Consider the following 18,289-nt stretch of genomic DNA (forward strand, 5'->3'; position numbering starts at 1 on the left):
GTGCTCCTTCAGCAGCCGGTCGCGATAAGTTTGGTCTCGAGGTACTCCTCGAATCCGGCGATGCCCATTTCCCGTCCGATACCGGATTGCTTATATCCGCCGAAGGGGGCGTCGGCGGAATACCAGATGCCGCCGTTCACGCTCAGGGTGCCGGTGCGCACGCCCTGCACCACGGTGCGGACGCGCTCGGTATCGACGCCCCATACGGTTCCGGACAGGCCGTAGGGGGAATCGTTGGCCAGTCGCACGGCATCGTCATCACCGTCGTGCGCGATGATCACCAGCACCGGGCCGAAGATCTCCTCCTGCGCCACGGTCGCCGAATTGGTCAGGCCCGCAATGAGCGTGGGCTCGATGAAATAGCCGGGGCGATCGGGGCGGTTACCGCCGATGACGGTGCCGCCCTCGCTGCGCGCACTGTCCAGATAGCGTTCGACGGTGGCGCGCTGGCGTTCGGAAATCAGTGGGCCGCAGACGGTTCCGGGCTTGTTCGGATCGCCGGGCCGGATGCCTTTCAGGGCGCGCGTGGCGATTTCGACCGCCTGATCGTAGTGTTCGCGCGGCACCAGCAGCCGGGTGCTGATGGCACAGCCCTGTCCGGCGTGCACGCTCACCCCGAAGGCCGCGTAGCTGACCGCCGCTGACAGATCCGCGTCATCGAGCACGATGAACGCCGATTTGCCGCCCAGCTCCAGGAACACCTTCTTCAAAGACTGTGCGGCAGCGGTCATCACGGCCTTGCCGGTGCGCGTCGATCCGGTGAACGAGATCATGTCGACGCGCGGATCGGTGACCAGCTGCGACCCCAGACCGTGGTCGTCGGAGGTGACGATATTGATCACCCCGGCCGGAATATCGGTCTCCTCGGCGATGATTCGGCCCACCGCCGCCGCACACCACGGGGTGTCGGGCGCGGGCTTGAGCACCACCGTCGCCCCCGCCGCCAGGGCCGGGCCGAGCTTGGCGAAATTGATCTGGTGCGGGAAGTTCCACGGCGTGATCGCGCCGACCACACCGATGGGTTCGCGCCGCAGCGTGCGGCTGCTCTTGATCCCCATGGGCGAGGCGACGCCGAGATCGGTCTCCCAGGAATAACTTTCGGCCAGATCGGCGAAGTAGCCGAGATCCCCGATCGGTCCCTCCAGCTGCGGTCCGGCGGTGAGCATGCGGGGCGCGCCGACCTCGGCGATGGTGATCTCGCGCAGGTCCTCGATATGCGCGCGCAGCGCATCGCGCAGCTGCCGCAGACAGTGCGCGCGGAAGGCCGGATCACGCGACCAGCCGGTGTCGTCGAAGGCGGTGCGGGCGGCGGCGATGGCGGCATCCATATCGGCGGCGTCGGCATTGGCCGCCCAGCCGATTTGCTCCCCGGTCGCCGGATCGACATTGCTGAACACACCGGCCCCGCCGGGGACGAGCTTGCCCCCGATCAGCAATTGGGACCCGCCATCTGGAATGAGATTGCTCAGGCTCAACGGTAGCTCCCATGCTGTCCGGACACGTGTACGGACTATAAGTTCGCGCCTCGGAAACGCGCAAGAACAGGTTTCAGTTCCGCCTCTCCGGGACTTTTGCGCCCGGCCTGGGTGCCGTTGCCGGTTGGCAGTGCGTAGTGCGGTTGGGTGCCGGGAGCGTTTCGGGCGTGCCCCGGGAGTTACCCCAACCGGAGCGAAACCAGTTGTCCCGTTCAGGCAACGGGGATCATGGGTTGGGATGACGAGAACTCATTGTCAGGGGCCGGTGGGGCTAGTACCGTACGGACACATGTCCAGCCAGATGTCCCAACGGGCTGGACGCCGTCCGTCAGAGTCGACGAACGTGTTATCGAATACGAGGTGCACAGACGATGACCGCAGCCTCCGTCGAGCCGCTGCTGTTCGACCCGTACGACTACCGCATCCATGAGGACCCGTACCCGGTCTATCAGCGGCTGCGGGCCGAAGCGCCGCTCTATCACAATCCGAGCCTGGACTTCTGGGCCCTGTCCCGGCATGCCGATGTGGCCGCCGGATTCCGCGACAATGTCAACCTCTCCAGCGCCAACGGGGTCTCCCTCGATCCGGCCGCCTGGGGGCCGCACGCGCACCACACCATGTCCTTCCTGGCCATGGACGATCCGCGGCATCTGCGCCTGCGCAAACTCGTGTACCAGGGCTTCACCCCGCGCCGGGTCACCGAGATGAGCGATCGCATTCGCGAGATCACCCTGCAACACCTCGAACCCGCGCTGGCGGCAGGCAGTTTCGACTGGATCGACGATGTCGCGGGCAAACTGCCCATGGACGTCATCTCCGAACTGCTCGGCGTCCCCGACGCCGATCGCGCCGAATTGCGCAGGCTCGCGGACGTGCTGCTGCACCGCGAAGAGGGCGTGCTGGATGTGCCGGTGCCCGCCATGGAGGCGGCGCTACACCTGTTCGGCTACTACACCGAGATGGTCGCGCAACGGCGCAAACACCGCACCGAGGATCTGACCTCCGCACTGCTGGACGCCGAGGCCGACGGGGATCGGCTCACCGATGAGGAGATCATCGGCTTCATGTTCCTCATGGTGGTCGCCGGAAACGAGACCACCACCAAACTGCTCGGCAACGCATTGCACTGGGCCGGAGTGCATTCCGAGCAGTACGCCAAGGTCGCCGCGCATCCGGATCTGGTCGACGACTGGGTCGAGGAGACGCTGCGCTACGACGCGTCCAGTCAGATCCTGGCGCGCACGGCGGCGGTGGACCTCGAGTACTACGGGCAGACGATTCCGCAGGGCTCGAAGGTGCTGCTGCTCATCGGCTCGGCGAATCGCGATACGGCGGCCTTCCACGATCCGGACAGCTATGACATCGACCGCGCCGACAAGGGCGGGCTGATCAGCTTCGGCCGCGGCGTGCACTTCTGCCTCGGCGCGCACCTCGCTCGCCTGGAGGCCGGAATCGTGTTGCGCGAGTTCACCGATCGGGTGCGGTCGTACGAACTGCTGCCCGGCAGTGAGCGCGTGCATTCGGTGAACGTGCGCGGCTTCGCGAAATTGCCCGTGACAGTGGAGGTTCGGTAATGCCAAGGTTCACACCGCATCCGGCGCGGCGGCCGGTCCTGATCGCCGGGGCGTCCTCCGGCATCGGGGCCGCGACCGCTACGGCCCTCGCGGAGTTGGGATATCCCGTCGCACTCGGCGCACGGCGGGTGGAGATCTGCGAGGAGCTCGCCGAGAAGATTCGCGCCGACGGGGGCGAAGCCTTCGCGCACCGCCTCGATGTCGCCGATACCGCCTCGGTCGACGAATTCGTGACGGCGGCCGAAAACGTGCTCGGGCCAATCGAAATCGTGGTGTCGGGAGCCGGTGACCTGGAATTCTCGTCCGGCTGGGCCATGGATCCCGAGGTTTTCGAATCGCAGGTCCGAGTGCATCTGGTCGGCGCGCAACGGCTCGCGCATCGCCTCATCCCCGGCATGATCGAACGGCAGCGCGGCGATTTCGTGGTCATCGGCTCGGACTGCGCCGACCGGCCGCGACCGGGCGTCGGCGCGTACAACGGCGCGAAGATGGGCGTCGAAGCTCTTGCCCGCCAACTGCGGATGGAACTAGAGGGCACCGGCGTGCGCTCCTCCATCGTGCGCCCCGGCCAGACCCTCACCGGTATGGGCATGACCGCCGATCCGGCCGTCATCGGGCCCATGCTCGAGGACTGGGTGAAATGGGGATTCGCGCGGCACCCGCAATTCCTGCGTGCCTCCGATATCGCCGCGGCCATCGTCGCCGTCGTGTCCACCCCGCGCGGCGCACACCTGGTGTTGGTCGAAGTACAGCCGGAAGCGCCGCTGAAAGACCCCGAACCGGCACCGAAAGACCCTGAGCAGCCGAAGGATTCAGGAGAATAGCCATGCGGATCGTCGTCGACATCGACCTGTGCCAGGGGCACGCCGTCTGCCAGGACGAAGCCCCCGGGCTCTTCCGCGTACCCAAGCAGGGCCAGGTCGAGATCCTCAGCGCCGACCCCGGCGACGATCTCGAAGCGGCCCGCACCGCCGTCCGCTACTGCCCCACCCAGGCGCTCGCACTCCGTGACGACAGCACGGCCGATTGAAGGAACCCCCATGGCCTGGTCCCGCACCGAACTCGACGATATGATCACCCGCTGGGTGGAGGAGAACCGGCGCTGCGAGGCGCTCGGCGACTGGAAACCCCTGGCCGACTTCTACACCCCCGACGCCACCTACGGCTGGAACTACGGGCCCACCCAGGAATTCATGGCCGTCGGGCGCGATGAGATCCGCGATATCGCCCTCGGACAGGAGATGTTCGGACTCGAGGGCTGGACCTACCCCTATCAGGAATTCGTGGTCGACGAGCGCAGCGGCAGCGTCATCGGCTTCTGGAAGCAGATCAACGAGAAGACCCGCGCCGACGGACGGCCCTACAGCCCGGAGGGCATCGGCGGCAGCTGGTTCCGGTACGCGGGCGACGGGCAATGGTCCTGGCAGCGCGATTTCTTCGACTTCGGCAATGTCACAGCGCTTTTCGTGGAGATGATCTCCGGCGGGGTGCTGTCGTCCGGCATGCAGAAGCGGATCGAGCGGTCGGTCTCGGGCGAGCCGCTCAAAGGCTGGTATCCGGTCGGCCAGGGTCCGGCGCCACTGTGGTGAGCAGTCGATACAGCTCGCTGAATCGCGGCGAGCTGGCCGTTCTCGTACCCGAACTGCTGCTGTGCGGGCATCTCATCGACCGCTCCGGAATGGCCCACGCCATCGGCGCTTTCGGGCGCGAGGGCATGACCGGGGTGGCCATCGACGAATGGCGGCTGGCCTCGCCGATCTACACCCGTCGCATGCGGGACGCCCTCGGCATCACCGGGGACGGGGTGGATGCCATCTTCAAGGGCTTCCAGCTCGATATCGGCGCGCCACCGCAATTCATGGATTTCCGGTACCGGGTGCACGATCACGACCACGGCGAATTCCACCTGGACCACTGCGGGGCGCTCGCCGATGTGGAACCCATGGGGGAGGAGTACGTGGTCGGCATGTGCCACCACATCGAAGACCCCACCTTCGATGCCACGGCGCTGGCCACCAATCCGTATGCGCGCGTGCGGCCCCTGCATCGGCCGCCCCGGGTGCCCGCGGACCGGACGCCGGTCTGCGCGTGGACGGTGACCATCGATCGGTCGCAGCCGCCGTTCGAATCTCCGGACGATGCCCAGGCGTTGGCTGGAACACACGCTGCGACAGTGGAATTGGACGCCATCGAAACCGATGGCGATGGGCGGCACGACTATGCCGGACCGCTGTTGAACGATCTGCGGTTCACGGACTTCTCCCGATCGGCATTGATCCGAATGGCCGACGAGGTGTGCCTGCAACAGCATCTGCTGACCCTCGGATTCCGCCGGGCGGTCGCCGAACGCTCGGATTCGGCTGTGGCGCTGGACATCACGCGCAAACAGTTCACCGGCATCGCCGGAATCACCGCCGAGCGGCTGCGCATCGCGCTCGGGCTCGGCGATGACGCGGCGGCGCTGGCCAAGGTGCTGCGACTGCATCCGGCCCTGAACCCGGCGATCTACGTCGACGCCGAGGTGAGCAGCGAAACGCACGGCGGGGAGCGGACGGTGGAACTGCGACTCGGCCGCGACTGCGGTGCCGTCGCGGACGGAGCCTGGGCCGCGCTCGTCGACGATACGCATCTCGAGGCGCTCAATTCCCTCGCGCGCGGGGTGAATCCGCGCTTCGAGGTGCGGGTGCGCGATAGCACCGATACCGCGCTCACCGTCGAATTCGGGCTGTCCGCAACACCCTTCCGGGAGGCGGGCGAGGTCGCCATCACCCGCTTCAGCACCGGAGCCGCCTTCACCTTCACCGACCGGGGCATCCCCCTGCCGCTGACCGTCCTGTAGAAAGCGAACGCCCATGGCCCGCAACTTCGCCGACCTCTACGAACACTCCGCCGACGCGGTACCCGACCGGCTCGCCGTCATCGAGGGCGAACGGCGGCTCACCTTCGCCGAACTCGATGAGCGCGCCAACCGCCTGTCGCATCACTTCGCCGCCGCCGGGGCCGGACCCGGCACCCATATCGGCTTCCATATGCACAACAGCATCGAAACCCTGGAAACGCTGCTGGGCTGCTTCAAGATTCGCGCGGTGCCGGTCAATATCAACTACCGGTATCAGGCCGAGGAACTGCGCTACGTCTACGACAACGCCGACCTGGAAATGGTTGTGCACCATCGCTGCTACGCACCGCTGCTGGAGGCGGTGCGGCCGCAGCTGCCGAAACTGCGGCACAGTCTCGTGGTGGAGGACGATCAGGGCGGCGACGGGCTGCCCACCGCCTCCATGTCCTATGAGGACGCGCTCGAAAACTCGTCCCCGAAAAGGGATTTCGACGAGCGCAGCGCCGACGACCTGTTCATCATGTACACCGGCGGCACCACCGGACTCCCCAAGGGCGTCATGTGGCGGCAGGAGGACATGTGGCGCGTCCTCGGCGGCGGCATCGACTTCTACACCGGGGAACCGGTCGCCGACGAATATCAGCAATCCCGCGCCGGTGCGGCACTGGAACAGCCGCTGCGCTGGTTCGTACTACCGCCGCTGATCCACGCCGCCGCCATGATGCCCACCTTCACCGCGCTCTGGTCCGGGAACACCGTGCTGTTCGAACCCCGCTTCGATCCGGCGCGCATCTGGCAGACCGTGGCACGGGAGCAGCCGAATATCCTGGTCATCACCGGTGACGCCATCGCCCGGCCGCTCATCGACGCCTACCGGGCCGCACCCGTGGACGCCGCCTCGGTGTTCTCCATCGGCTCCGGCGCGGCCCAGTTGACCCAGCCGGTGAAAAACGAACTGCTGGAACTATTTCCGAACACGCTGGTCACCGAATCCATCGGGTCGTCCGAAACCGGCTTCGGCGGAATCGGTTTCGCGCAGAAGGATGATGATCCGGGACGCGGGCCACGGGTGAACACCGGGCGCGGCGCGGTGGTGGTCGACGAGGACGGGCAACCGGTCGCGCCGGGCGGCGAGGGCTGGCTGGCCAAGACCGGCAATGTGCCGATCGGCTACTACAAGGATCCGGTCAAGACCGACAGGCTGTTCCGCACGGTGGACGGGCAGCGCATGGTCATCACCGACGATCGGGCGCGGGTCGAAGCCGACGGGGCCATCACGCTCATCGGACGCGGGAACATGGTCATCAACACCGGCGGTGAGAAGGTCTTCCCCGAAGAGGTGGAAGCCGTGGTCAAGGCACACGAATCGGTGTACGACGCCGTTGTGATCGGTATCGCGCACGAGCGCTGGGGGCAATTGGTCGGCGCGGTGGTGTCGGCTCCGGCCGGAATCGATTTCCCGGGTCTGGAGGAGCATGTGCGGTCGCATCTCGCCGGATACAAACTGCCCCGGCGCATCTGGGTGGTCGAGACCGTGGCACGGACACCCAGCGGGAAACCCGACTATCGCTGGGCCAAAGCGCACGCCGCGGCGGCCGAGCCCGCGCACGAGGTGCGATAACCGGTTATGGAAGCGAATGCCACGTCAGGGTCCGATCAGCGAGATACCTTGGCCGAATCGATGGCGAATATCACAGGAACCTGTTCTAATTCTGACATGGCAGAGGCGCACACCGTGCTCGGTGAACAGGTTCGCATGCCGGTCGAGATCAGACATGCCGACGCCGCGTCCGCACTGTTCTTCGCCGATACCGCGGCGGCGCGCGAACTGCTCGCACCGGCCGGACTGGAACCGGTCACCGTGCTGGGCAGGGCGATCCTCTCGCTCGCCTTCGTGCGATACGTCGACGGCGATCTCGGGCCGTACCACGAATTCGCCTTCTCGCTCATGGCCCGCCAGCCCGGGCGCAAGGACAGCACCGGGGCCTACATCCACTGGCTGCCGGTCAATCAGAGCTTCACCTGCGAAGCGGGACAATCGATTTGGGGCTTCCCCAAACTGATGGCCGATATCGACATCATGCCGGTGCGCGGCGGACACCTGTGCGATGTGCGCGTGGACGGCGAATTCGTCGTCAGCATGCGGGTCTCAGGCGGGCTGCCCATGCCCGGCGGCGCGGGCGGGGCGTCCATCGACGCCTACACCCACCGCAATGGGACGCTGCGCCGGACACCGTGGGTGATGAACCCGAGCGCCGTGCGCGGACGGCCCGGCGGCGTGCGCGTCGAACTCGGCAATCATCCGATCTCACAGCAGCTGCGCGCCCTCGGCCTGCCCAGGGGCGCGCTGTTCGGCAGCCGGATCGGTTCGCTCGCAATGACTTTCGCCGATGCCACCACCGTACTGCCGACCCGGGAGGCCCGATGACCCAGACCGCACTCGTCACCGGCGCGGCCAGCGGAATGGGCCGCATCGTCGCGCAGCGGCTCGCCGCGGCGGGCTGGAAGGTCGCGGCCGTCGACCTGAACGCCGACGGACTGGCCGAAACCGCAAGGCGCTCACCGAATATGGCCACCTACACCTGCGATGTCTCCGACACCGCACAGGTGCACGCGGTGGTGGAGAAGGTGCGCGGCGAACTCGGGCCCATCGACCGGCTGGTGCACGCCGCAGGCATGTGCCACGTGCACGCCTCCGCGCTGAATCATGATGTGGCGCAGATCCGCCGGATGATCGACGTCAACTACATCGGTACCGTCAATCTGTGCCAGGCCGTCATCCCGGCCATGAAACAGACCCGGACCGGGACCGTCGTACTCTTCGCCTCCGTCGCGGGCTGGCTGCCCTCACCCGGTATGGCGGGCTACTCCGCCTCCAAATTCGCGGTCATCGGCTTCATCGACAGCCTTGCCTACGAACTCCAGGACAGCGGCGTCCGGCTGCTCGGACTGTGCCCGCCCATGGTGGAGACCGCCTTCCTGGACAAGGTCCGCGAAGAGAACGAATCGGTGCTCGCCGGCACCGGCGGCATGAGCCCCGAAGGCGTCATCGACGCGCTCGAAAAAGCCTTGGCCAAGCCCAAGAGTCCGCTGTTCGTATTCCCCGGACAGGCGTACCCCTTCTACCTGATGCGGCGATTCCTGCCCGGCGTCATGCGCCGGATAGTGGGCCGCACCGTGAAGCCGACGGATTAACCGTCGCGCGGAAACCGGCTCGTGCTCCGACCGGTGACCGCACTCGGCGCTGGGCGATCGGGGCTCTGCGATCGCCCAGCGCCTCTTCTTCCCTGTGACGAAGCAGCCCCTCCACCGCAATCGGCCGGCGAATAATCGCTGGCCGGAACCCGCCCCCGCGCGGCACGATAGCTCTTCTGCACTGCTCGGAAACCATTCGAGAAGGGGACGGATGAGCTCGCGCGCGCCCGCGATAAAACTGGTTCTGCGATATTACGGCCGGGAAATGGCCCGGCGAAAACTATTGACCACCGGCGGAATGCTGGGCCCTGCCCTGGGCAGCGTCTGCCAGAGTTACATCGCGCCACTACTGGTCGCGATCCTGATCGGCCGGGTCGCAAGCACCGGCGATTCCAGCCTGTCCACGGTCGGGCCGCTGGTCGCGGCCTTCGCCGGGGTGATCGTGCTGTCGGAAGTGCTGTGGCGCATCGGAATCCACTGCCTCAACCGGCTCGACGCCTACGGTATCGAAAGCCTGTACGTGATCGCCATGGACGAACTGCTGGCCAAGGACGCGGCGTTCTTCCACAACAACTTCGCCGGATCGCTCACCAAGCGGGCCCTGAGCTTCGCCACCCGATTCGAGCAGTTCGTCGACACCTTCGCATTCGAAATCTTCTCCGCCCTACTGCCTTTGGGGTTCGCGGCGATCGTGCTGTGGCGCTACGACCCCATGCTGGTGGTGGTGTTGATCGGCATGATCCTGTTCACCGCGCTGGTGATCGCGCCCCTGATCCAACGGCGACAGGCGCTGGTCGACGATCGCGAGGCGTCCATCGCGCTGGTGTCCGGGCATGTGGCCGACAGCCTGGCCAATATGCAGGTGGTGCGGGCCTTCGCGGCCGAACGACAGGAAGCCGAGGAGCATCGGCGGCGGGTGCTCGATCAGCGGCGAAAGTCCCTGCTGTCCTGGGATTACGCCAACCTGCGCATCGACACCGTGGTGACGCCGCTGGTGGTCGTCACCAATGTCGCGGGCCTGCTCATCGTGCTCGGGCTCAGCGGCGGGCACGCCTCGGTCACCGCGATCATGGTGGCGTTCACCTACTACTGGAACGCGACCGGGATCATGTTCCGGTTCAACCAGATCTACCGGCGGCTGGAGAGCACATTCACAGAGGCCGCCCAGTTCACCGAACTGCTGCGCACGCCGCCCACCGTTGTGGACAACCCCGAGCCGGAAGTCCTGCGGCCCAAGGGTTCCGATGTGCGCTTCGACGGCGTGCACTTCACGCACGCGGGGGCGAGGCCGCTGTTCACCGGGCTCGACCTCGACGTGCCCGCCGGATCCAAACTGGGTCTGGTCGGGCGCTCCGGCGGCGGCAAGACCACGCTCACCCAGTTGCTGCTGCGCCTGATGGATGTCGATGAGGGCGTGATTCGCATTGGCGGACAGGACATCTCGAAGCTGAAGCAGAGCGATCTGCGCAGCCAGCTCGCCTACGTGCCGCAGGATCCGGCCATGTTCCACCGCACACTGCGGGAGAACATCCGCTTCGCCCGGCCCGAGGCCACCGACGAGGAGATCCTGCGCGCCGCGAAAGCCGCGCACGTCACCGAATTCGCCGACGCGCTACCGCAGGGCATGGAAACCCTGCTCGGCGAACGCGGCGTGAAACTCTCGGGCGGACAGCGGCAGCGGGTCGCGCTCGCGCGCGCCATCCTGCGCGACGCACCCATCCTGCTGCTGGACGAAGCCACCAGCGCCCTCGACTCCGAGAGCGAAAAGCTTGTGCAGCAGGCACTCTGGGAGCTGATGGAGGGGCGTACGGCGCTGGTGGTCGCGCACCGTTTGAGCACCGTCGCCGGTATGGACCGGCTCGTGGTGCTCGATCACGGGCGGATCGTCGAGTCCGGCACCCATGAGCAGCTGCTGCGCGCGGAAGGAACGTACGCGCAACTGTGGCGGCATCAATCGGGTGGCTTCCTCGGCGAAGAATTGATCGCCCGGTAAGCGGAGGTTGGGGGCCGCGGCCCCCAACCTCCTTACTTGCCTTGGAAGTTGGGCTTGCGCTTCTCGGCGAAGGCGCGCGGGCCCTCCTTCGCGTCCTCGCTGCGGAAGACCGGCAGGCCGACCTTCGCGTCGATCTTGAAGGCTTCCTCCTCGTGCAGGCCCTCGGTATCGCGAATGACCTTCAGGATCGCCTGAACCGCAAGCGGCCCATTGTTATTGATCAACTCGGCGATCTCCAGCGCCTTGTCCAGCGCGGTCCCGTCCGGCACCACATGCCCGATCAGCCCGTGCTGCAACGCCTCCGCCGCGGTGATGTGCCGGCCGGTCAGCAGCAGCTCCGCCGCCACCGTGTACGGGATCTGGCGCGGCAGTCGCACCGCCGACCCGCCCATCGGGAACAGGCTCCACTTCGCCTCGGAGACACCGAATTTGGCGCTCTCACCGGCGATGCGGATATCGGTGCCCTGCAGGATCTCGGTGCCGCCCGCGATGGCCGGACCCTCGACCGCGGCGATCAGCGGCTTGCTCAGGCGGTAGCCCTTGAGCAGTCCCGGCATCCGGGTCGGGTCGAACGCGGAGCCCTCGCCCATGCCGTCACTCGGGTTACGCTTGGACATGGCCTTGAGGTCCGCGCCCGCGCAGAACGCGCCACCCGCACCGGTCAGGATGCAGCAGCGGATCTCCGGATCACTGTCCACCCGCTCCCACGCCTCGGTCATGATGCTCAGCATCTCGCCGGTGAGCGCGTTCTTGGCGGTGGGGCGATTCATGGTGACGATCAGCGTGCCGCCACGCTTCTCCACGAGAGCATGAGGCTCGGTATTGCTACTTGTTTCAGTGGTGGCTGTCGTCATCGCCGACCTTTCTTTCCGCAGATTCGGGGACGAAACTACCCCGCGCCGTTGTCTTGAACAATAACGTGTTCTAGTTTGGATCGTGGTGACCGCCGTCACGGGCGGCAAGTTATGGGAGATATGCCATGAGTACGAGTACGCAGAGCAAGCTGCCGCCCCGGGTAACGGAATCCTTGATCAACCGGCTCACCGGCATGGTGACCGCGGGCACCGCGGGCGAGGTCCGCGAACCCTTCGACATGATCGAGGTCTACACCGGTGACGTGGTCGGCAAGCTGCCGCAGTCCTCGCCCGAAGACGTCGAGGCCGCCGTCGCCATCGCACGCGCCGCCCAGGTCGAGTGGGCACGCCGCCCGCTCAAGCAGCGCCTCGAAGTGTTCGAGCGCGCGCACGAGCTGATCCTCACCGAGATCGAGACCATCGCCGACCTCATCCAGATCGGCTGCGGCAAGGCCCGCCGCATGGCCATCGAAGAAGCCTGCGACACCCCGATGGTCATCGCGCACTACCTCAAGACCGCCGAGAAGACCCTGCGCTCCAAGAAGCGCAGCGGACCCATGCCGGTCATCACCAGCTCCACCGAAGAACACCGCCCCAAGGGCGTCGTCGCGGTCATCGCGCCGTGGAACTTCCCGTTCGCCATCTCCATGTCCGACTCCGCCCCCGCGCTCATGGCGGGCAACGGGCTGATCCTCAAGCCGGACAACAAGACCGCGCTGTGCACGCTGTTCGGCATCGAACTGCTGCACAAGGCGGGACTGCCGCGCGGACTCGTCCAGGTGGTGTGCGGCGGCGGGCCCGATATCGGCCCGGCCATCATCGACAACGTCGACTTCGTCATGTTCACCGGCTCCACCAACACCGGGCGCACCATCGGCGCACAGGCGGGCAACAACCTCATCGGCTGTTCGCTCGAACTCGGCGGCAAGAACCCGATGATCGTCCTCGACGACGTCAACCTCGACGAATGCATTCCCAGCGCCACCTTCGCCGTCTTCGGCAACACCGGCCAGGCGTGCATGCACATCGAGCGCATCTACGTGCAGGAGCGCGTCTACGACGAGTTCGTGCGTCGATTCGTCACGGCCGCAGAGGAATTGGGCGCGAAAGCCGGAGCCACCTACGACTTCGACCCGGAGATCGGTTCGCTCGTCTCGGTCGAGCACATGCAGCGGGTGTCCGCGCACGTCGAAGAGGCTCGCGAGAAGGGCGCGACCGTGGTGACCGGCGGCAAGCCCCGCCCGGACATCGGGCCCGCGTTCTACGAGCCCACCATCCTCACCGGCGTCACCAAGGATATGGAACTCGCCACCAAGGAAACCTTCGGACCCGTCGTGGCCATCTACAAGTTCGGCAGCGACGAGGAGGCCATCCGCCTGGCCAACGACACCGACTACGGCCTCAACGCCAGCGTCTGGGCGGGCGATTTCACCCGCGCCGGGCGCATCGCCGAGAAGCTCGAAGCCGGAGCCATCAATATCAACGACGGCTTCGTCACCACCTACGCCGCCAAGGGCACCCCGTCCGGCGGCGTCAAGAGCTCCGGCGTGGGCACCCGGCACGGTGCGGCGGGCATCCTCAAGTACACCGACACCATCAATGTCGGCGTGCAGAAGAAGCAGATCCTCGCCGCCCGCGCGGGCATGCCCTACGAGAAGCAGCTCAAGAGCACCCTCATGACGCTGCGGCTCATGAAGAAGCTGCACCTGGGCTGAAAACGCCTGTAGGACAACGACCCCCGACCCTGATGGGCCGGGGGTCGTCGCGTATTCGTGGTTCAGGGGCGCTGGGCACTGACCGACAGCTGGCCGATGCCGATGACGTGGCTGCTCATCGAGAACGAGGCGACCGCCGGGGGAGTGGCGGCGGGCAGATCCATTTTCGGAACGTCCAAGGCCAGCACCGTGATTCGGTAGGTGTGCGCCTTATCGCCGCTCGGCGGGCAGGGGCCCAGGTACTCGGGTGCGCCCGCATCGTTGGTTCCGGTCACGGCGGTCACGCCGGTGCCGAATTCCGTTGCGGTGGGGGCGATATCCCAGTTGACCCAGTGCCAGAAGCCGCTGCCGGTCGGCGCGTCCGGATCGAACATGGTGACCGCGAAGCTCTTCGCGTTCGCCGGAGCACCCGACCATCGCACGCGAGGCGAGTGGTTGGCCGCGGTGCAGCCGAACGCTCCCGCGAAGTTATCCGCCCCGAACGTTCCATCCTTCACGTCCGGACTGCTCACCTCGAACGTCGCGGCCCCCGCCGGAGCCACACTCCGCACCGTGACTCCTGCGGCGGTGGGCGGTGCCGCCGGAGCAGGCTCGCTGTCAGATCCACATGCCGCCACACTCAGCAGACCGGAGGCGACGATGGCGGCGGACGCGATTCGCGCGATGTTGTTCATGACGATCCTCCAAGATCCGTTGTTTCAACTTCTGAGACAAGCATCTTGGATAGTGAGATCACGGAGAAGGCCGTCCGCATCCTGGTATCCCGCGTACCACCCGATCGCCCGTGCTCAACGCTCTGCGCCATGATGGTCCGGTGGACAGAGCGGAATCCGGAGTCGAGTTGGGCTCCTTCCTGCGCGCAATGCGAGAACGACTGACGCCCGAGGCCGCGGGCCTGCCCGGCACCGGCACACGCCGCACCCCCGGCCTGCGCCGCCAAGAGGTCGCCGAACTCGCCGCCGTCAGCATCGACTGGTACATCCGCCTGGAACAGGGTCGTGCCGTAACCCCCGGAGCCGCCGTCCTGGACGCCATCGCCGCGGCCCTGCAACTGAACGACTCCGAACGCTCCCACCTGCACCTGATAGCCCGAGGCTCCCAGCCCCCGCCGCAGCGCGCCCAGGCCCCGCTGAGCGCCTCCATGCGGGCGATCCTCGACGGGATGCCGCTGCTGCCCGCCTACGCCATGGACTTCCGAGGCGATGTCCTCTCCCGAAACGCCGCGGCCGCAGCCCTTTTCGGCGAAGACTTCCTCCCCGGCGTCAATATCGCCCGCCTCATCTTCCTGGACGAACCCACCCGGGCCACCCAGCTCGACTGGCCCAAGGTCGCCCGCGAAACCGTCGGCGACCTCCGCCTCAACCTGGCCCGCAACCCCGAAGACCCCCGTCTGCACGACCTCATCACCGAATTGCGCACCGCCAGCCCCGATTTCGCCACCTGGTGGAACGACCACACCGTCCAGGAACGCCATCACGGCCGCAAACGCTTCCAGCACCCCACCGAAGGCACCCTCACCCTCGACTACGACACGCTGGTGGCCCCCGACACCTCCGCCCACCGCCTCTTCGTCCTCACCCCCGCAAATGCCTTCACAGCGGCCGCATTACGCACCCTCATCACCGCCCGAGCCCACCGCCTCGGCACCCACCCCCTGCACCCCGCCGCAGGCTGACTGGAACAGCCGCGAACCGACCCCGAAACAGCGAAAAGGCCCCGACCGAAGTCAGGGCCTTTCCTGTGTCTCAACCAACACGTCGGGGTGACAGGATTTGAACCTGCGACCTCTTCGTCCCGAACGAAGCGCGCTACCAAGCTGCGCCACACCCCGTGATGTGAACGTGGAGTAGCTTAGCCGATGGGTGGGCCGGATGATAAATCGGGTGGTCAGAGGGGGTAAATGTGGTTGGGGGAGGGGGGTTAGAGGGGGCGGATCGTGGCCAGGATTTTCTTGGCCAGGGTGGCGTCCACGGAGTTGGCCACGCCGGTGTCGGCGGCGATGGTGAAGACGAACGCGCCGTTGTCGCCGGGGAAGGCGAAGGTGTAGATGGAGTAGGTGGAGGCGCAGCCGGACGCCGGGGGCGGGGCGTTGCCCTTCGTCTCCAGGTACACGCCCTGGAGTTGGTTATCGGTGTTGCTGAAGGGTTCCGAGGCGCCGGGGGTGGAACCCGTGGAGGTCGACCAGCCGATCTTGGCCATGCGGGTCGAGATATCGGCGGCGGCCTTGGCGGGATCGGTTTCCGTTGACTGACTGAGGAATACGTTGGTGCGGACGTAGTTCGGGCAGTAGTCGACGCCGTCCTGCGCCAGGCCCGCGATCGGAACGGAATCACCGCCGCTGTTGAAGCTGGTCTGACCGGTGCGGTCCAGCTTCCAATCCTTCGGAATGTCGTATGCCGCACCGTTTTCCGTGATCGTCACCACCTGGTAGCCGGGGATAACCGGGGCCGGGGTGGACGTCTTCGGGGCGCTGGTGGGCTTGGGGGAGGTGCTCGGCTTGTTGCCGGACGGGGTCGTGGTGAGCGCGCTGATCAACGACGGCGTCGTATTCCCGTGTGCCGAAGGATCATTCGAGCCGCGGTTCACCAGCACCACGGTGACCACCGCGCCGATGATCACCAGCACCAGCGCGCCGATACCGGCGAACAACCAGCCTTTGCCCTTACCGCCGCCGGGAGGTTGCTGACCGTAACCGGGCGGACCGTAGGGCGGCTGCGGCGGTGGCTGCTGATACGGACTCGGCCCGGACTGATACGGCGCTTGCTGATACGGCTGACTCGGCGCGCTCTGATACGGATTCGGGGCGCTCTGATACGGCTGCCCGCCCGTGAACGGCGCGGTCGGAGGCGGCTGCTGCCCCCACGGCTGATGCACCGTCGGATCCGACTGGCCCACACCGTAATTCGGTGCGGGCTGCTGCGGCTGCGCCGGATGCGACTGCCACGGCGAATCAGCGGCGGGCGCGCCCTGCCACCAGTCCGGATCCGGACCCTTCGTTGTCGGATCCTCGTTCGGTTCATTACCACTGGCCACGGCTCACCCCTGACTGACGACTACATACCGCGTTGTATATCGCGGAACGGGTCTATCGCGCGACAGCCTCCGAGGTGGTGCGCCCGCGACCCGACTCCGCCACCGGCTGCTTGGGCGGCGCGCCGACCAGAGTCACCAGCGTGGCCTCCGGACGGCAGCAGAACCGGTACGGCGCCCACGGCGACGTGCCCAGCCCGGCCGACACGTGCAACCGCGTATGCGAACCCCACTGCGACGGACCCTTCACCCGCGAACGGTCGATACCGCAATTGGTCACCAGCGCACCGAAACCCGGAACGCACAGCTGACCGCCATGGGTGTGACCCGCCATGATCAGGTCGTAACCGTCACCGGCGAAACGATCCAGCACCCGCGGCTCCGGCGAATGCGTGAGCCCGATGCTCAAGTCCGCCAACGGATTCGGGGCACCCGCCACGGTGTCGTAGCGATCCCGCTTCAGATGCGGATCATCCACACCGGCGGTGGAGATCTTCACCCCGGCGACCTCGATATCGCGGCGCACATGCGTCAGATCCAGCCAGCCGCGCTCGGTGAACGCCGCGCGCAGATCCTGCCACGGCAGCGGATCACCGAAAACGCGCTTGTGATCCTTCTTGAAGTACTTCAGCGGATTCTTCGGCACCGGCGCGAAATAGTCGTTCGAACCGAACACGAAAATGCCGGGACGACCCAGCAACCCGCCCAGCGCCTGCACCACCGCGGGCACCGACTTCATATGCGAGAGGTTGTCGCCGGTGTTCACCACCAGATCCGGCTCCAGCCGATCCAGCTCCCGCAACCACGCCTGTTTCAACTGCTGACCCGGCATCATGTGCAGGTCGGAGATGTGCAGCACCCGGAGCGAGGGTTTACCCGGCGCCAGCACCGGCAGCGTCGCCTCACGCAGCGTGAAGGCGTTGCGCTCGATCAGCGTGGCGTATCCGACTCCGGCGACGGCGGCCCCTGCGGCTCCCAGAGCGGTACGGCGAAGGGCGACGGTCGAGATTACGGGCATTCGCCCAGAATAGGCGACCCGTTGAAAATGCGTCGAGCCTCGCGGGTGATGAACGGTACCGTGGCGGCCATGTCGGAACTCAAATCGAAGCTGCGCGCGGATCTCACCACCGCCATGAAGGCCAAGGACACGCTGCGCCTCAACACCGTGCGCATGCTGCTCGCCGCCGTGCAGACCGCCGAGGTCGCCGGCAAGGAGGCGAAGGAACTCACCGATGCCGAGGTGATCGCCGTCCTGTCCAAGGAGGCGAAGAAGCGCAATGAGTCCGCCGTGGTCTACGAGCAGGCCGGGCGCGGAGAACTCGCCGCCACCGAGCGCGCCGAGGAACAGATCATCGAGGAGTACCTGCCCACCCCGCTCACCGACGCCGAGGTGGCCGATATCGCCGACACCGCCATCGCCGACGTCGCCGAACAACTCGGCGAACGCCCCGGCATGCGCCAGATGGGCCAGGTCATGAAGGTCGCCACCGCCCTCGCCGCCGGGCGCGCCGACGGCACCCGCGTCTCCGCGGCGGTCAAAGCCCGCCTCTGACCGCGATACGCGAAAGCATCAGGGCCCCTCGCCGATACCGGCGAGGGGCCCTTGCGTTCCGC

The 18,289-nt window shown here is 66.6% G+C and carries 17 protein-coding genes and 1 tRNA gene; 12 read left to right on the forward strand and 6 right to left on the reverse strand.

Features of this window, described 5'->3' with window-relative positions:
• Positions 1-8: 8 nt before the first annotated feature.
• Complete coding sequence (locus ACFC0O_RS26160) at positions 9-1,469, reverse strand: aldehyde dehydrogenase (protein WP_375963835.1); 1,461 nt, start codon at positions 1,467-1,469, stop codon at positions 9-11.
• 377 nt (positions 1,470-1,846) lie between these two features.
• Here ACFC0O_RS26160 and ACFC0O_RS26165 point away from each other — a divergent pair, with 377 nt between their 5' ends.
• From ACFC0O_RS26165 to ACFC0O_RS26205, 9 genes are all read left to right on the forward strand, one after another.
• A complete protein-coding gene (locus ACFC0O_RS26165) occupies positions 1,847-3,049 on the forward strand; it encodes a cytochrome P450 (protein ID WP_375962180.1) in 1,203 nt (400 codons plus the stop codon).
• Positions 3,049-3,873 carry an SDR family oxidoreductase gene (locus ACFC0O_RS26170; RefSeq protein ID WP_375962183.1) on the forward strand — a complete coding sequence of 275 codons (825 nt, stop codon included), beginning with the start codon at positions 3,049-3,051 and terminating at the stop codon, positions 3,871-3,873. Before ACFC0O_RS26165 ends, ACFC0O_RS26170 begins: the two co-directional genes overlap by 1 nt.
• A 2-nt stretch (positions 3,874-3,875) precedes the next feature.
• Complete coding sequence (locus tag ACFC0O_RS26175) at positions 3,876-4,079, forward strand: ferredoxin (RefSeq protein WP_364637481.1); 204 nt, start codon at positions 3,876-3,878, stop codon at positions 4,077-4,079.
• 10 nt (positions 4,080-4,089) lie between these two features.
• The gene (locus tag ACFC0O_RS26180; RefSeq protein WP_364637483.1) at positions 4,090-4,638 is read left to right on the forward strand and encodes a nuclear transport factor 2 family protein; all 549 of its coding nucleotides are present in this window, start codon (positions 4,090-4,092) and stop codon (positions 4,636-4,638) included.
• Positions 4,635-5,888 (forward strand): hypothetical protein, encoded by a 1,254-nt coding sequence (locus ACFC0O_RS26185; protein WP_375962185.1) that lies wholly within the window; start codon positions 4,635-4,637, stop codon positions 5,886-5,888. Before ACFC0O_RS26180 ends, ACFC0O_RS26185 begins: the two co-directional genes overlap by 4 nt.
• Before the next feature lie 13 nt (positions 5,889-5,901).
• Positions 5,902-7,509, forward strand: a complete 1,608-nt coding sequence (locus ACFC0O_RS26190; protein ID WP_375962188.1) for an acyl-CoA synthetase — start codon at positions 5,902-5,904, stop codon at positions 7,507-7,509.
• Between the two features lie 96 nt (positions 7,510-7,605).
• A complete protein-coding gene (locus ACFC0O_RS26195) occupies positions 7,606-8,316 on the forward strand; it encodes an acetoacetate decarboxylase family protein (protein WP_375962191.1) in 711 nt (236 codons plus the stop codon).
• A complete protein-coding gene (locus tag ACFC0O_RS26200; RefSeq protein WP_364637491.1) occupies positions 8,313-9,083 on the forward strand; it encodes an SDR family oxidoreductase in 771 nt (256 codons plus the stop codon). The genes ACFC0O_RS26195 and ACFC0O_RS26200 overlap by 4 nt, the downstream gene beginning before the upstream one ends.
• A 211-nt stretch (positions 9,084-9,294) precedes the next feature.
• Positions 9,295-11,076, forward strand: a complete 1,782-nt coding sequence (locus ACFC0O_RS26205) for an ABC transporter ATP-binding protein (RefSeq protein WP_375962195.1) — start codon at positions 9,295-9,297, stop codon at positions 11,074-11,076.
• A 32-nt stretch (positions 11,077-11,108) separates the two neighbouring features.
• Here the strand turns inward: ACFC0O_RS26205 and ACFC0O_RS26210 are convergent, their stop codons facing one another.
• On the reverse strand, positions 11,109-11,930 hold the full coding sequence (locus tag ACFC0O_RS26210; RefSeq protein ID WP_375962198.1) for a crotonase/enoyl-CoA hydratase family protein: 822 nt from the start codon (positions 11,928-11,930) through the stop codon (positions 11,109-11,111).
• Between the two features lie 125 nt (positions 11,931-12,055).
• On the opposite strand from ACFC0O_RS26210, the gene ACFC0O_RS26215 reads away from it, so the two are divergent.
• The gene (locus ACFC0O_RS26215; RefSeq protein WP_375962200.1) at positions 12,056-13,645 is read left to right on the forward strand and encodes a succinic semialdehyde dehydrogenase; all 1,590 of its coding nucleotides are present in this window, start codon (positions 12,056-12,058) and stop codon (positions 13,643-13,645) included.
• A 62-nt stretch (positions 13,646-13,707) separates the two neighbouring features.
• On the opposite strand, the gene ACFC0O_RS26220 is transcribed toward ACFC0O_RS26215, so the two are convergent.
• Positions 13,708-14,319 (reverse strand): YbhB/YbcL family Raf kinase inhibitor-like protein, encoded by a 612-nt coding sequence (locus ACFC0O_RS26220; RefSeq protein WP_375962202.1) that lies wholly within the window; start codon positions 14,317-14,319, stop codon positions 13,708-13,710.
• A 140-nt stretch (positions 14,320-14,459) separates the two neighbouring features.
• On the opposite strand from ACFC0O_RS26220, the gene ACFC0O_RS26225 reads away from it, so the two are divergent.
• Positions 14,460-15,320 carry a helix-turn-helix transcriptional regulator gene (locus tag ACFC0O_RS26225; protein WP_375962205.1) on the forward strand — a complete coding sequence of 287 codons (861 nt, stop codon included), beginning with the start codon at positions 14,460-14,462 and terminating at the stop codon, positions 15,318-15,320.
• Between the two features lie 82 nt (positions 15,321-15,402).
• On the opposite strand, the gene ACFC0O_RS26230 is transcribed toward ACFC0O_RS26225, so the two are convergent.
• The 3 genes from ACFC0O_RS26230 to ACFC0O_RS26240 all read right to left on the reverse strand — a co-directional run bounded on the left by ACFC0O_RS26230 (position 15,403) and on the right by ACFC0O_RS26240 (position 17,693).
• A tRNA-Pro gene (locus ACFC0O_RS26230) sits at positions 15,403-15,476 on the reverse strand.
• Positions 15,477-15,565: 89 nt separating this feature from the next.
• On the reverse strand, positions 15,566-16,678 hold the full coding sequence (locus ACFC0O_RS26235) for a hypothetical protein (protein ID WP_375962207.1): 1,113 nt from the start codon (positions 16,676-16,678) through the stop codon (positions 15,566-15,568).
• Positions 16,679-16,730: 52 nt separating this feature from the next.
• Positions 16,731-17,693 carry a metallophosphoesterase gene (locus ACFC0O_RS26240; protein WP_364637505.1) on the reverse strand — a complete coding sequence of 321 codons (963 nt, stop codon included), beginning with the start codon at positions 17,691-17,693 and terminating at the stop codon, positions 16,731-16,733.
• 69 nt (positions 17,694-17,762) lie between these two features.
• Between ACFC0O_RS26240 and ACFC0O_RS26245 the strand changes: the two genes are divergently transcribed.
• Positions 17,763-18,227, forward strand: a complete 465-nt coding sequence (locus tag ACFC0O_RS26245; protein WP_375962209.1) for a GatB/YqeY domain-containing protein — start codon at positions 17,763-17,765, stop codon at positions 18,225-18,227.
• Positions 18,228-18,289: the final 62 nt, after the last annotated feature.

The organism is Nocardia sp. NPDC056100 (assembly GCF_042266325.1).
Classification (GTDB): domain Bacteria; phylum Actinomycetota; class Actinomycetes; order Mycobacteriales; family Mycobacteriaceae; genus Nocardia.